This is a genomic window from Psychrobacter sp. 1Y4, from assembly GCF_051847555.1.
The window spans coordinates 138,352-153,311 of sequence record NZ_JBPYDE010000001.1; the positions used below are offsets into that span (position 1 = coordinate 138,352).

General features: G+C 42.1%; 13 protein-coding genes. 8 read left to right on the forward strand and 5 right to left on the reverse strand.

The genetic code is table 11. The features are described from left to right. Positions 1 to 54: 54 nt before the first annotated feature. Positions 55 to 4,041: an Rne/Rng family ribonuclease gene (locus ACS8FC_RS00620; protein WP_439295564.1), complete on the reverse strand. Its 3,987-nt coding sequence runs from the start codon at positions 4,039 to 4,041 to the stop codon at positions 55 to 57. An 838-nt stretch (positions 4,042 to 4,879) separates the two neighbouring features. Between ACS8FC_RS00620 and ACS8FC_RS00625 the strand changes: the two genes are divergently transcribed. From ACS8FC_RS00625 to ACS8FC_RS00635, 3 genes are all read left to right on the forward strand, one after another. Then, a complete protein-coding gene (locus tag ACS8FC_RS00625; RefSeq protein ID WP_439276812.1) occupies positions 4,880 to 5,116 on the forward strand; it encodes a hypothetical protein in 237 nt (78 codons plus the stop codon). Positions 5,117 to 5,186: 70 nt separating this feature from the next. Beyond that, positions 5,187 to 6,212 carry an RluA family pseudouridine synthase gene (locus ACS8FC_RS00630; protein WP_439262880.1) on the forward strand — a complete coding sequence of 342 codons (1,026 nt, stop codon included), beginning with the start codon at positions 5,187 to 5,189 and terminating at the stop codon, positions 6,210 to 6,212. 86 nt (positions 6,213 to 6,298) lie between these two features. After that, the gene (locus tag ACS8FC_RS00635) at positions 6,299 to 6,967 is read left to right on the forward strand and encodes an HAD family hydrolase (protein ID WP_439262878.1); all 669 of its coding nucleotides are present in this window, start codon (positions 6,299 to 6,301) and stop codon (positions 6,965 to 6,967) included. Positions 6,968 to 7,056: 89 nt separating this feature from the next. On the opposite strand, the gene yihA is transcribed toward ACS8FC_RS00635, so the two are convergent. Further along, positions 7,057 to 7,809: a ribosome biogenesis GTP-binding protein YihA/YsxC gene (gene yihA, locus ACS8FC_RS00640; protein WP_439262876.1), complete on the reverse strand. Its 753-nt coding sequence runs from the start codon at positions 7,807 to 7,809 to the stop codon at positions 7,057 to 7,059. Positions 7,810 to 8,197: 388 nt separating this feature from the next. Between yihA and ACS8FC_RS00645 the strand changes: the two genes are divergently transcribed. The 4 genes from ACS8FC_RS00645 (at position 8,198) to ACS8FC_RS00660 (ending at position 11,209) form a co-directional block, all read left to right on the forward strand. After that, complete coding sequence (locus tag ACS8FC_RS00645) at positions 8,198 to 8,533, forward strand: c-type cytochrome (protein ID WP_299218281.1); 336 nt, start codon at positions 8,198 to 8,200, stop codon at positions 8,531 to 8,533. 347 nt (positions 8,534 to 8,880) lie between these two features. Beyond that, positions 8,881 to 9,549: a c-type cytochrome gene (locus ACS8FC_RS00650; protein WP_439262873.1), complete on the forward strand. Its 669-nt coding sequence runs from the start codon at positions 8,881 to 8,883 to the stop codon at positions 9,547 to 9,549. Positions 9,550 to 9,710: 161 nt separating this feature from the next. After that, complete coding sequence (locus ACS8FC_RS00655; protein ID WP_439262871.1) at positions 9,711 to 10,853, forward strand: hypothetical protein; 1,143 nt, start codon at positions 9,711 to 9,713, stop codon at positions 10,851 to 10,853. After that, entirely contained in the window at positions 10,841 to 11,209 is a 369-nt protein-coding gene (locus tag ACS8FC_RS00660; RefSeq protein ID WP_439262869.1) for an RnfH family protein, read from the forward strand. Before ACS8FC_RS00655 ends, ACS8FC_RS00660 begins: the two co-directional genes overlap by 13 nt. 4 nt (positions 11,210 to 11,213) lie before the next feature. On the opposite strand, the gene ACS8FC_RS00665 is transcribed toward ACS8FC_RS00660, so the two are convergent. Beyond that, entirely contained in the window at positions 11,214 to 11,648 is a 435-nt protein-coding gene (locus ACS8FC_RS00665; RefSeq protein ID WP_439262867.1) for an outer membrane protein assembly factor BamE, read from the reverse strand. Between the two features lie 283 nt (positions 11,649 to 11,931). Here ACS8FC_RS00665 and fur point away from each other — a divergent pair, with 283 nt between their 5' ends. Then, on the forward strand, positions 11,932 to 12,366 hold the full coding sequence (fur, locus tag ACS8FC_RS00670) for a ferric iron uptake transcriptional regulator (RefSeq protein ID WP_068034202.1): 435 nt from the start codon (positions 11,932 to 11,934) through the stop codon (positions 12,364 to 12,366). A 92-nt stretch (positions 12,367 to 12,458) separates the two neighbouring features. Here fur and ACS8FC_RS00675 read toward each other — a convergent pair whose 3' ends face one another. Then, the gene (locus tag ACS8FC_RS00675; protein ID WP_299218269.1) at positions 12,459 to 13,580 is read right to left on the reverse strand and encodes a PilT/PilU family type 4a pilus ATPase; all 1,122 of its coding nucleotides are present in this window, start codon (positions 13,578 to 13,580) and stop codon (positions 12,459 to 12,461) included. 84 nt (positions 13,581 to 13,664) lie between these two features. Then, positions 13,665 to 14,720, reverse strand: a complete 1,056-nt coding sequence (locus ACS8FC_RS00680; RefSeq protein ID WP_299218267.1) for a type IV pilus twitching motility protein PilT — start codon at positions 14,718 to 14,720, stop codon at positions 13,665 to 13,667. Positions 14,721 to 14,960 lie beyond the last annotated feature (240 nt).

The following is a 14,960-nucleotide window of genomic DNA, read 5'->3' on the forward strand; positions in this document are numbered from 1 at the left end:
ATTGCTATAAAAGTTGCGTTATACCAATTATACAAATTATATCAGGGCTAATAATCAACTGTCGCTACTTGAATGGTCATTTTCAGACTTTTCAGCTTGCGTAGGCTTTATATGTTCAGACTTTGGCTTACGACTACGCGCTTTTGGCACCTTTGGCGTGGTCAAATTAAACATACCAGTCTGTGGCAGCAGCTGCTCAGCGACACTCTCGATCATGTTTTTATAACTGGCAATAGTCGTCTTTGATTTAGCTGCTTGGCTGTCCTCTTTTGTAGCATCGCTATGCTCAGCAGCTTTGCTATCATCAAGTAACGCCTGATCTGCTTTTAACAGCTGTTCACTCTCAACAGTGATGTCGTCAGCTTGTACTTCACTGGCCAATGCAGCGGCTGCGGTTTCATGAGCATCGACTTGATGGTCATCAGAAATGCTCAATATGGCCTGCTGTTCTTCAGCACGATAGTCAGGATGCTGCCCACGTGGATCATTACTAGCACGTTGACCAATAGCCTGAGGTGCGACCTCTGTCTTGCCTTGAGCAGTAGCAAATTGGCTCGCTGCTTGAGTCATGGCATCAAACTGGGTCAAGTAATCAGCATCTAAAGGCTGATAACCATAATTACTAAAGTCAAAAGCCTCATCTTGGCTATCGTCTGCATGACTAGTGTCAATGTTAGTCAGGTCAGTAGCGTCAGTATGCTGCGTATGTGCTTCAATCGCTTGAATAAAGCAGCTGATAACCCCTTTATCTGCCAAGCGGCTTTGTGCATCTGCTAACGTTGCGTGAATAAACTCACCAACTGTACCGCGAATGGTAGCAGGTGCAGAACTCGCCTGTGCATTAGTCTCAGCGACTGGTGTTGGCTGCTGACGTCGGACGACACGTGGGTCATTGCTTGCTTGACCAAACTTATCAGCAGTCACATAACGAGCGGCAAATAAGGCCTCGTGAGTAAACGTGAGGGCGTTATTACCTTTTGTATCCTCATTTGTACTGCTTATCACATCAGCTTTATTACCATTTTTAGACTCATCGTTTTCAGCTGGCTGAGTATCAGCAGCAGATTGTATGCTGCTAGCTTTAGCTGCTTTTGGCTCTAAAGCTACTTTTTGAGCCGATGGCTGAGAGGTTGCCTTAGCATTAGCGACTTCTTCTTTACTCTCTTCAAATGATGATGTGCTATCAGATGAATTACCTTTTGACTCAGCGCTTTGAGCCTTGCTCTCAACTAAGCTTTCAGTAGGTTTAGCGCTACTCGCAGTGGATGATGAGCGATCTTCTGACTTAGATGTTGTCGTCTCAGATTTGTCTGGATGACGTTGTTTAGCAGCCTTGTCTTTGTCATCAACATTATGCTGACCAGCTTCTTGCGTATCCATAGCTTTAGACGACGATTGACTCGATTTACTGTCGTCCAAAGAAAGATGCACTACTTCTGAAGCCTTGCTTTTAGTCGGCGCTTCATTGACCTGTAATACTACTTCATTGGGGTCTTGGTCGCGCTGAGCATTCGCTTGTGGTTTACCTTTTGCCGCATTGGCAGTGGACTGCTGATTATTCTGCTTAGTATCATTGTCAACTGTTAAGGTTTGCCCGCGTTCAAGCTTACCACGTGAGTTGCGCTGGCTATGAGGCTTGCGTTTCGTACGTGACTGCTCGCTCGAGGTACTATCTTCTGTACGCTCGCTGGCATTTTGATGATTATTACGGTTGTCTTGGCGAGTGTTTTGACGATTGCCGTTACGATCGTTGCCACGCTTATTATCACGTTCGCGTCCATCTTGCGTATCAGATCGATTATTATCGTTGGTATCATCTGTACTATTATCTGCGCTATCGTTGTCATCGCGCTGATCTTTTCTTTGACGCGATTTAGAAGATTTTGATTTGCGTGACTTGCGCTTTCTTCTATCGTCGCTGTGACTCTCTTTTTTGTCATCATCAAGCGCGCTTTGCTTTGATGATTGAGTGACACTTTGAGTATTGTTATCGTCTTGCTGACGTACATTTTGCGGATCATCACTTTGATTTGATGAATGCTGGCTGTTATCTAACGCTGTACGATCCACTTGCCCAAACGAACCTAAGCTTTGCGCCCCAGTATTGACTAATGCTTCAATAGCTTCAGCGGCATCACGACTACTAACACTGTTTGCAGTCTGTGCTTGCGGCGCTTGCGCAAACAGATTAGACAGCCAAGCAACGGCTTTTGGCTGCGTAGTAGAGACCTGCTGATTACTCTGTGTAGTATGATTTGTGGCAGCACGCGCTGAGGAGACTTGCGTACTTACTTGCGTATTGTCAGTATGCTGATGGTTGTCGGTATTTTTTGGTTCGTTATTTGAGCCATTGTTTCGATGGCTATTTTGGCCTACATTCGATGATGACGCGCGTCCGTTACTTTGATTGCTTGCACGATTGTCTGGGCTACTTTTGTTATCAGCTGATTTACGCGGCTGACGAGTAGGCTGCTGCTCAGGACGTTCTTTTTCTGATGTTTGCCAGTCAACGTCATAACCGAGGTCATTATGCTCTTGTTGCTGCGTATCAGTGATACGCTCATAGCTTGTCGGTGCAAAACCATCACGATTAAAATGCAATTTAAAATTGGGCGACTCTAGGTGAGCATGTGGCAGGATAGTGATACGTGTGCCGCTGTCTTGTTCAAGATAAACCAAGCTGTCGCGTTTTTCATTTAAAATAAATGCGGCAATGTCAGTTGGTACTTCTGCTTGTACTTCACCTTGACGTTCTTTTAAAGCGATTTGCTCGATTTGGCGCATGATAGACAATGATAAAGAGCGCAGATCACGAATCATACCGTTGCCATGACAGCGTGGGCAGATATAGCCAGTAGACTCTTCTAATGATGGGCGTAGACGTTGACGACTCATCTCCATCAAACCAAACTTAGATATCTCGCCGAACTGAACACGAGCACGGTCATATTTGGTCGCATCAACCAGGCGTTTTTCGACTTCTTTTTGGTGCTTATTGTCATTCATGTCAATGAAATCAATGACAATCAAGCCGCCCATATCGCGTAGACGTAATTGGCGAGCGATTTCATCAGCTGCTTCTAAGTTGGTATGGTAGGCAGTTTCAGCGACGTCTGAACCTTTAGTAGATTTGGCCGAGTTGATATCGATTGATACCAACGCTTCAGTTTGGTCAATGACGATTGAGCCGCCAGATGGCAGGCGTACTTCACGCTGGTAAGCGGTCTCGATCTGCTTTTCAATGCTAAAGCGTGCGAACATAGGCTCGTAGTCAGTATATTTGCGTAGTTTGTCCGCTTGTGTTGGCATCACTGCATCGATAAATCCTGCCGCTTCAATGTAAGCGTTTTCGTTATCAATCCAAATCTCAGCTATATCGTCACGCAGATAATCACGTACCGCACGTGTCACCACACCTGCTTCTTGATGAACCAAGCGTGGTGATGGGTACTTTTTGTTTTGTTCTTGAATGGCTTGCCAAATATTGAGCAGATGATTTAGGTCGTGTTGCAGATCTTCTTGAGTTTTGCCAATACCTGCAGTACGAATGATGACACTCATACCTTTAGGCAAATCAAGATTGGCAAGCATACGCTTCATATCTTCGCGTAGTTTGCCGGAGATTTGACGCGAAATACCACCACCACGAGGGTTATTGGGCATCAGTACCAAATAACGACCAGCGAGCGAGACATAAGTGGAGAGAGCCGCGCCTTTGTTGCCGCGCTCTTCTTTTTCAACTTGGACGATCAGCTCATCGCCTTCTTTAATAAGCTTTTTGATATTTTCATCACGTGGGTTGCCACTTAAGTATTCGGTAGAGATTTCACGAATAGGCAAAAACCCTTGACGCTGTGAACCGTATTCAACGAATACGGCCTCAAGTGATGGCTCGACACGGGTGACATGGCCTTTATAAATGTTGGATTTTTTTTGCTCGCGGGTACGGTTTTCTAGGTCAAAATCGTAGAGATGATTGCCTTTACACAAAGCGACACGAATTTCTTCGTTTTGAGTGGCGTTAATCAAAATGCGTTTCATACTATTATCCTATGAGTACACAGGACAATGACAAGAAGGGTTATTATATTGAGTGGTTCTGAATAAAAAATCTGCTATCAAGCGGCTTTAACGATAAAAAGCACCAACAGATTATTCAGGCTGCCAAATGGACAGCAAACAACATAAATATAATCAAAGTAAAGTGGCGATGATAAGTCATGCTAATACTAAAAATTAGTAGATGTAGGGCGAGCGTACTGCTCGGATAAATACAGGTATCGAATTAAAAGGTCATCGTCGCTGATCGTTGGTTCAAATTTAACGACTGTGTTTAAAGTGACTAAAATAATCGTTCTAAGTAATTTTGATACAGAGTGTAGGGCTGTAACATGATCTAATGCCAATCATCCTATACTGGTTTCAAGGCTAGTACCTAACACATTACTATGTTAGGTTTTACAAAGATTATTGACATATAAGGCGTACCTGGTTTACTTTGTAAGGGTATCCAAGCACTTACCACAAAGTCACAATTTATTCGCCGTTTTGTCTAAACTGTTAACACTAGCGAACGTCTTAATATCAGCTCAAATTAATTCAATGATTTTATCTATCTATTATTTTATAACATCTAACTGTCTTAGAAGAATCTTAAGTTAAAAGTGCCACTGCACTGTTATTCAGCGGGGCGTACTTGGCAAACAGAATAGGTAACCGGCTTACAAGCTCGGTAGGCTATACATTGTTTGTATGACAATCGTTTTATCTGTTTGACCGCCAATATTCAGGCAGCTGTAAACTCTTAACATCGGATTAACATTACTTACCCAGCTGCACCAACCCAATGATTAAAAAATCAAGTCATGGCCGTGTGTTAATGAGTAGTTGTGTTCTATTACCGCTTGATAATTTAGCATGTTTGCCATTATCACCGAAGCGATTAATTTGGTATAAATACCTTTTATTGGACATCACGCCAGACGTTACTGAGCAGGATGTCCTGAAAGTAGATGATGCGTGCAAAAATCGCCAGATCAACTCATTACTAGCCAGTAATAATGATAACAATAAGTTGTTTAAGACAATAACGATTATTGTCTTAGTCTCTGCTTAATTGGCGCTCAACATGGTAAACTATAACAAATCTTTGTGTAAATACCTAACTAAAAATGACAAATTCCAAAATGACTGACGATGCACCTACCCATGAAGCTCCAGCAATATTCAATAGCAAGACGCGCCCACAAAGCGCTGATGATGAAATTAGCAACTTTGGAAAGGTTAACTACCTTGAAGTTACTCGCCATCAGCATGACCAGCGTTTAGATAACTTTTTATTAAACCGCTTAAAAGGGCTGCCAAAATCTCATATTTATAAAATGATACGGTCAGATGAAGTTCGAGTGAACAATAAGCGCTGCAAAGCACATGATAGAGTAGAGCGCGACGATGTCGTACGTATCGCACCTATTCAGTTGGCAACCCGCGAAAAACCCATCATTAGTACTGAGTTTGCGAAGAGCCTATTAGCGCGCGTAGTGTATGAAGATGATGGGCTGTTGGTACTCAATAAGCCGTCTGGTATCGCAGTACATGGCGGTAGTGGACTTGATTTTGGTGTTATCGAGGCCATGCGTGAGGTGACTGGTAAAAAGTACCTAGAGCTGATTCATCGTATTGATAAAGATACCTCAGGCCTGCTTATGATTTCTAAGAAGCGCTCAACACTTAAAGTGCTGCAGCAGCACCTAGTTGACAAAACCATTCAAAAGCACTATCTATGTCTGGCAAAAGGGCAGCCTGCTCTGAATGAGCAACGTATTGATGCCCCACTGTTACGTTACACGCTTGCTAATGGTGAGCGCCGTGTCAAAGTGGATAGCAGTACCTCACAAAATCAGGACCTGCAATCTAAAGACAGCCAAACGGATATCATCGTACATAGCCGTTTTATACTGGCAGGTCAGCCAGTCAGCTTGATTGAAGCCAAACCATTGACAGGACGCACGCACCAAATCCGTGTACATTTGGCCCATATCGGTCATGCGATCTTGGGTGATGACAAGTATAATGTACATGATAAATCAGGCGTTCATCGCTTGTGCTTGCACGCATGGCGACTAGATATTCCAGGCTATAAAATCATTACCGCCCCGTTACCAGATGATATGGCAGACTGGTTGCCGGAGCAAACTGCATTGCCAGAATAAACTTAACCCTCCCCTATATTAATGTATTGACTACTAATGTATTGACATCGAATTTTTGGTTTATTGCCGTGCGCTAAGGTAAATTTATGAGTAAACAGTCTAATCATCGCTTAGCAGATAAGACGTTGGTTATCTTTGATTGGGATGGTACTTTGATGGATTCGATCGGTTTAATCGTTGAGTCCATGCATGTTGCTGGAGAGGCGCATGGTTTTTGCACCACTAATCAAGCAGTCAAAGATATTATCGGATTGAGTTTAATGAATGGTATTGAGATTTTATATCCGCAAGCGAATGAGTCACAAAAGCTTGCTATTCAACAAAGTTATGCTGACTACTACATTCCTAACAGTCACCGTACACCGTTTTTTACTCCTATAGAAGGCATGTTACAAACGTTGCAGCAGCAAGGCCGCAAATTGGCTGTAGCGACGGGTAAGAAAAGACGAGGTCTTGATAGGGTGCTTACCGCATCTGCTAGCCAGCACTACTTTGAGATAACTCGTTGTGCTGATGAGTCAGGCTCCAAGCCCAACCCGCAGATGCTGACAGATATCTTAGAGCATACGCAGCACAGTATATCTAAAGCTGTATTTATCGGTGATAGTATTTATGATATTCAAATGGCGAACAAGCTTGGTATGACCAGTATTGCTGTAGATTATGGTACGGCAACCAATAAAGAGCTCGCCGCTCAGCAGCCGACTTATCAAGTTGATACACCCCAAGCTTTAACAGAGCTACTATGTGGTTAAAATAAGAGACGTAATGAACAGAAAAAGGGTTTATCACTAATTATGATAAACCCTTTTTTAATTTATGCAGATGATGGTTATTCAGCATCTTACTGACTATCTTGTGATTTAACATCTTGTGGTTCAGCGTCTAGCTGAGTAGCAGGAAGCGACTGAAGATTTGACTCAACCAGCTTGTCATCATCAAGTTTGTAATCGTACCATTTGCCCATCACGCCTGCCAGCTCATCAAGGCCTTCTTTTCTTAATGCAGAAAACAGCTGAATAGTACAGTTTAACCCCAGTTTTTTTAGGGCTTGACGAGTATTAAGTAAGGCATTTTTTGATGCCCCATATTTGAGTTTGTCCGCCTTAGTCAATAAGATATGGACAGGCAACTCGCCATCTTTAGCCCAATGTAGCATCTGCTCATCAAAGAACTTAAGAGGATGGCGAATATCTGTCATCAGCACTAAACCTGCAAGACTTGAGCGTGATACCAGATACTCTTCTAACTCTACCTGCCATTCTTTTTTCATCTCAAGCGGGACAGCTGCATAACCATAGCCTGGTAAGTCAACCAAGCGTCTGTTGGTATCACCAATGCTGAAAAAGTTTATCATTTGTGTACGTCCCGGCGTTTTAGACGAGCGGGCAAGCTGACGCTGGTTGGTTAACGCATTGATAGCCGAGGACTTACCCGCATTTGAGCGTCCTGCAAAAGCGACTTCTAGTCCGATATCTGGCGGACAAAGACGAAAAGTAGGCGCCGACGTCATAAATTCAGTTTGCTGGATACGCTGGCGGGCTTTGGTATTAAACACCGCATGTTCAGCGGCAACATCTTTAAACGGGGTACTCATAAATGACTCATTAACAATCAAAAAATTAAAACGAAGTTTGAAATAACATCACAGAACAAGTCAAAAAAAGATAAGCGGCTAGCTGTCACATCGATAATATAAAACTTAGAATGACTTTTAATACCAATAAGCAGCCAGATAAAGGATGAGTGTTACGATGATCTATTTGGTATATTGCTTATCTCTGCCGTTCTATATATGACAGCATAACACTAAAGTGAATAGCAGCTTAGCAAAATTATCATACAACGCTTAAGCGTTACTAACATTAAACGAGATAATACTACTTTGACTCGACATATATCGTTACAATATAAGATATTATCAGTTAACAAGTTTATGTATCGAATAATTGTAGACATGATTATTCTGTTAAAGAGGATATCATATGCGTTTATTAAATATTAGTAGCATTAAAATAGGCCAAGCCTTGAGTAGTAGTATGGTGGCACTTGTCATCAGCATTGCTATGACGAGTAGTCATGCAGCAACTGATATCTCCAAAATCTACAATGACTCATGCGCGGCTTGCCATGACAGTGGGGCATTAAATGCCATCAAGAAAGGTGATAGCGCTCAGTGGCAACGCCTTATAGAACGAAAAGGTATGCCTGCACTGATTGATTCTGTAAAGGGTGGCATGATTCAAATGCCAGCGGGCGGATTATGTGATAGCTGTAGTGATGATGATTATCGCAAATTGATTGAATATATGAGTAAGTAGCGAGAAACTTAGCTGTCAATTCTACTTTATAGACCTTTGAGTATCCTAATGATACCTATAAGATTTTATAAAACAGGCAGATGATTTACAAAATATGTTGTATGCTTAGTTTTAGATAAAAAAACGTTAGTTACTATGATTAAGTAGGCAAATTCTTTAAAGTCTTGCTATAATAATTGCAAATAAACCCTGATGTTAGTAAGTGCTTTCGGGCTGCTTGTTATGAACACCGCAAATTTCATGATTAATTTAGTCAAGCTATAGACGTGCTTGTGTGATTTGGTGAGTGCTCTGTTAATACAATCAATCGAGATAATACTTACGGCGAGTTAGTAGGATCTGTATCAATGAAAAAGTTAATCGCTGCCGCCAGCTTATGTGTTGCAAGTTTCAGCGTACAAGCTGCTATTATTGTTCCTGAATATGACGCTAATGCAGGTAAACAAATTGCAGAAACGGTCTGTGCCGCTTGTCATGGTGTTGATGGAGTGAGTGTCGTGCCAGCTCAGCCAAATCTTGGCGGTCAAAATGTAAAGTACTTATATAAGCAATTGGTCAATTTTAAATCTGGATACCGCAAAAACGGCATTATGCAGTCGCAGGTTGCTAATTTGTCGCAGCAAGATATGGCTAACGTATCAGGATACTATGCTGAGCAGTCACCTTGGGGCGTGGGCTTTGGTAATCCTGCAACCAATCAAGAAGCAACCAAGCTTTATTTAGGTGGCGATAAGTCACGCGGTGTGATTGGTTGTGCAGGCTGTCATGGTCCAGATGCAGCTGGTAATGATTGGGCCGCATTTCCTAAACTAGGTGGTCAGCACGCAGAATATATCGCTACTCAGTTAAAACTGTTCCGTGCAGCGGGCCGCGTGGACGATATCGCAAGCGACGATCAAAAACGTGTCAACGATGCAGCCAAAGAAGGCGAGATGGGTATGATGCAGACGGTAGCAGCGAGACTGTCAGATCGTGATATTCGTATCTTGTCGGATTATGTAAGTGCTATTCATTAATTGATGCCTATTTGATTATTAAACCCCGTTTTCGGGGTTTTTTTATAGGTGCCTGTCCCTATATTGTATAAAGAAATACAGCTTCCTTAATGGGTCTGTATACTTAATGGGTCTGTATAATTGCCTATTGTTATTCACTTTAGATCGTTTGGATTGAGATTATGATGGTCCGCTATGCTTCTTATTTTATGGCAGCACTGTTGCCACTACTGCTTTTTCGCTGGTTTGCACCTACTTCAATTGGTGAAATAGACTTTTGGTTGTTGTGGCTATTTGCGATGGTATTGGTTTCATTGCCAGTGATTTATGCAGAGATTGCTTTGGCTTATCGTAGTATTGAAGCACCCTTAGCAGGCATGCAAAAACTAACCCGCGAAGCTGATGCTAGTCCGTTATGGCGTAGTTTTGGTTGGTTGACAGCGATAGTAGCGATTGCGATTGCTGCACTTATAATATCTGGAGCAAGTAGCGGTCTTTTATCTGCGCTGACAGAGCTGAATAGCGCTCCTAGCTTGCCAGTTTTTGCGGTTGCTGGTGGTTTAATGGTGATTGCAGTATTGTTAAGCTTGCTTGGGGTCGCGCCTCTGCCTATAGGTCTAGGTCTGATGGTTGTAGGCTTAGTGATGGGCCTGACCAATGGCCTCCCGCAAGTTGAATTCGCCATGACGAACATTAACTTAACCGAATGGGCACGAGCGGTTGCACTTGCGTTGGTCAGTGTAGGAGCAGGTACTGGACTATACTGGTTTGGTCAGCATCTAGTGACGAAGCAGATAGTAACTGCAGTAGAGCCAGATGGTCTCAATGTAACCAAGTCACATTCGACTAAGGCTCCTCATACCTATCGTGCTGCCAAACTGGTGCTACCCATCTGGATACTGCAGCTAGTCATTGGTATCATTGCATTATTCAGTAGTGGCTTAGCACTACCGCCCATTGGGCAACTGCTATACCATGCAGGCGTATTATTTGTAGCAAGCTATTTGTTATATTATAGCGCCCAGCAGCTAGCGCATAAATTTGGCCTAGTGGTCGGCTTGGTTATAACATTGATTGTAGGTTTGTTACTAGTCACAATAGTACCGACAGCTTGGCTAGTGGGTCTATTGGTTATAGTGAGTAGTATTGCAGTGCTAGTGCTGTCTATATTTGCCGGCTGGCATATGAAAATCAGTCACTTGCGTAAGTCTTTAAACTTTGGCAGTGAAGCATCGTACAACCTATGGCGCGTGGCCATTCGTCTCATTGTACCGTTAGCACTGATTTTAGCATTAGTAGGTTGGATACTGCTATGGCTGAGTTGATAGAGAATACGTCTAAACGCTCTCATAAGCCAGCCATGATGACAGTGCAACTGGCCTATGCTGAAGATGTAAAGCGCCAACATTATCTGACATTACAAGTCGTTGAAGGTACGACTCTATATGAAGCACTAGAACAAGCTGGATGGTTAATTCAGTTTCCTAACTTGGCCGTATGGTGCGAACAAGTAGCAAGTATGATAACGCCTACTGCCAAGCGCTGGCATGTAGGAATTTATGCACAAAAACAGCCTATAAGCTACATATTACAACCTCTAGATCGCATCGAGGTATACCGTAGCTTAAGCGCTGATCCCATGTCTCAGCGCAAAAATCGTGATAAAAAAAAGCAAATATAAATGGTTAAGACTGAGGTAGGGTTTCTATACCTTCGATACGAGTGACAATACCATTGGCATCAAAATAGACAATCAAATGCTGGCTGGCATTTTTGACATCTGTGATACCTTTGCGCTCACCTTCTGTGCCTGCCTGGTAGTCGTAGATATAATCCCAACGATTGGGTGCTAATGTGTCTTTGATAGCAGGGCTCCCTAGTATGTACAATACTTGGTTTTGATTCATGCCTACTTGTAGTTTTTGAGCTTGAGTTTGAGTAATTGGTGTACCTTGTGGTAAATCAATTCTATAAACGTTAAATAATGAGCAACCAGATAAGGCAACAGTAATGCCAAGGGTTGCAGTAATCATAATTTTGCGCAGATTGGCTGAGTAATGAGATGACTGACGGCCAAGGGGAGAACGATTTAATAGCTTTATCATGGTAAGATGGCTCATAAAAATGGGTTAGGCGCGGCTAAATGCATATTGGGCAAGTCTTGCCGGCAATCTTGAACAAATGATACGTCATTTACTTGCAATTGCCTACCACTTACGACATTATTTACCAAATGCTACCTGATATACTCAGTAATTTATAGTGTCAATTCATAAGCTTATAACTACAATATATTTTATTTTTATCATCATTTTTAAAGTGAGGGCATAGCCTAGCTACTAATTCACTATAACTATTCTTCAATTTTTATTTGTTAAGACTTTAACAGTCAGAAGGGATATTATGGCTTCTTTTACCAATCAGGACTTACGTAAAGCAGGATTAAAAGTAACTTTACCGCGTATTAAAATTTTAGAGCTACTTGAGAGAGCAGAGCTGCATCATATGAGTGCAGAAGAGGTATACAAGGCGCTTATTGAGCAAGGCGAAGATGTAGGATTGGCGACAGTTTACCGAGTATTGACGCAGTTCGAGCAAGCAGGTATTGTTGAACGTCATAACTTTGAAAACAATTTGTCAGTGTTCGAAATCACTCAAGAAGAGCATCATGATCATCTGGTTTGTGATGTTTGTGGCAAGATTATTGAGTTTCATAACGAGGTCATTGAAGAAGAGCAGTTAAAAGTAGCAGCGGAGCATGGCTTTAAACTGTCTGGGCACTCACTGGTGTTATATGGTATTTGTAACAATCAAGAATGTAAAGACAGTGCAAAATAATCAATAGACTTAACTAAAACAAAAAACCGCCTTCAATTTGAAAGCGGTTTTTTATTTGCATGCTTGGTTTTCTTGATTTCAATAAATTGCAATTAGCCAATATTTAAAGACAAGCTGCTGGCATTTTCTTCAATGTCTTTACTGCCATTTTTACTGTTTAGTTTGATTTTTAAGCGCAAGTCATTTGGAGAGTCCGCATGTTTAATCGCATCTTGGTAAGTAATGTCACCATTTTCGTATAAGTCGAACAATGCTTGATCAAAGGTTTGCATGCCACTATCACGTGAGCGCGTCATTACTTCTTTGATTTCGTGTAGTTCACCCTTACGGATATAGTCACTAATCAGCTGTGAGTTAAGCAACACCTCAATTGCTGCACGGTAGCCTTTGCCATCTGGCGTTTGGATAAGCTGCTGCGCAACAATAGCTTGTAAGTTGAGCGAGAGATCCATGAACAACTGATTGTGACGATCAGCTTCAAAGAAATGGATAATACGATCGATCGCTTGGTTGGCATTATTTGCGTGCAATGTTGCAAAAACCAAATGTCCTGTTTCAGCATATTGGATCGCATAGTCCATCACTTCACGGTTACGAATTTCACCAATAAGGATAACATCAGGCGCTTGGCGCAAGGTGTTTTTTAGCCCAGCTTCAAATGATAAAGTATCGACACCAACTTCACGCTGCGTGACGATACAGCCTTTGTGCTGATGTACAAACTCAATGGGATCTTCGATAGTAATAATATGACCATGAGAGTTTTGGTTACGATGACCGATCATAGAAGCAAGCGTGGTTGATTTGCCTGTCCCTGTAGCACCGACTAATAAGATGATACCACGCTTTTTCATCGCCAACTCTTTTAGCGAAGGAGGCAGGCGCAGCTCTTCAACCGTTGGAATTTTGTTTTCGATTTTTCGTAAAACCATGCCTGCCATATCACGCTGCATAAAAGCACTGACCCGAAAGCGTGCCAGCTGCGATTTATCTGAGATGGCAAACTGACATTCATTGGTGTCTTCAAACTCTTTTTGCTGATTGTAGGTCATAAGACTTTTGACCAAAAGCAAAGTTTGCTCACCCGTTAATGGCGCTTGTCCTACAGGACAAATAGTACCGTTTATTTTCATAGAAGGCGCAACGCCAGCTGTAATAAACAAGTCAGAGCCGTTCTTCTTAACCATGAGTTGCAGTAGTTTATCGAAGTCCATATCATATCCAAATTAAAAGTGAGTTATTAAAAAATAAGTTAAAGGTACTAAATATAATGTAAGAATAAGAGGGTCAAATCAGTGTTATATAAATGCTTCAGGCTGTTTTGCATAAGGACGAGCGACGTCTTTGCTAATAGTGCCTTTGCTGACTAAGTTTTTGAGAGTTTGGTCGAGCGTAATCATGCCGTCACCAGCACCAGTCTGAATAGCAGAATACATCTGGGCAATCTTGTTTTCGCGTATGAGATTGCGAATGGCAGGTGTACCGAGCATGATTTCGTGAGCAGCTACACGTCCACCTGTTTGCTTTGGTAGTAGCGTCTGTGAAATAACGGCTTGCAGCGATTCAGATAACATTGCACGAATCATATCTTTTTCAGCAGCCGGAAAAACATCGATCACACGGTCAATTGTCTTCGCGGCAGAGCTGGTATGCAAAGTGCCAAACACCAAGTGACCAGTTTCAGCAGCGGTCAAAGCCAAACGAATCGTTTCAAGGTCACGTAGCTCACCGACCAAAATAACGTCTGGATCTTCCCGCAGTGCGGAGCGTAATGCAGGCTCAAAACCTAACGTATCACGGTGGACCTCACGCTGGTTGATAAGGCTCTTTTTGGATGCATGAACGAATTCGATAGGGTCTTCGATAGTCAAAATATGCTCTTTACGTGTATCATTGATATAGTCGATCATTGCCGCTAAGGTAGTAGATTTACCAGAACCAGTCGGCCCTGTTACCAGTACTACACCACGTTTAAAGTTCGAAACTTGTTTAAATACATCACCCATTCCTAAGTCCTCTAAAGTAAGAACTTCTGAAGGGATGGTACGAAAGACAGCACCAGCACCGCGGTTTTGATTAAAAGCATTTACCCGAAAGCGCGCTAGGTTTGGAATCTCAAACGAGAAGTCAGTCTCAAAAAACTCCTCAAAGTCGGCACGCTGTTTATCATTCATGATGTCATAAATCAGCTGATGCACAGTTTGATGACTCATAACCGGCATATTAATACGCGTAATTTCGCCATCTGCTCGAATAACGGCGGGCATGCCAGCTGATAGATGCAAGTCTGATGCTTTATGTTTAACAGTAAATCGCAGCAGATCTTCAATGCTTAAGTTGCTTTTTTCAGCCATGGTCGAGCGTTCCTATCTAGCAGTACAGTAAAAATGAGCAATAAAGAGTTTCTGTGTTGAAATTACTTTAAAGTTTGATAGAGCTATTAGGAGACTAATAACACTAGCTTTACTTTATTTACAGCTCATACCTACTTTAGTAGTGCAAGTGAGCTAAAGTAACAAATTAATAACAATAATAGTCAATTTCTATCATAAAAGAAACAGATTAAATGTAAATAATGACGATTAACGGTATAA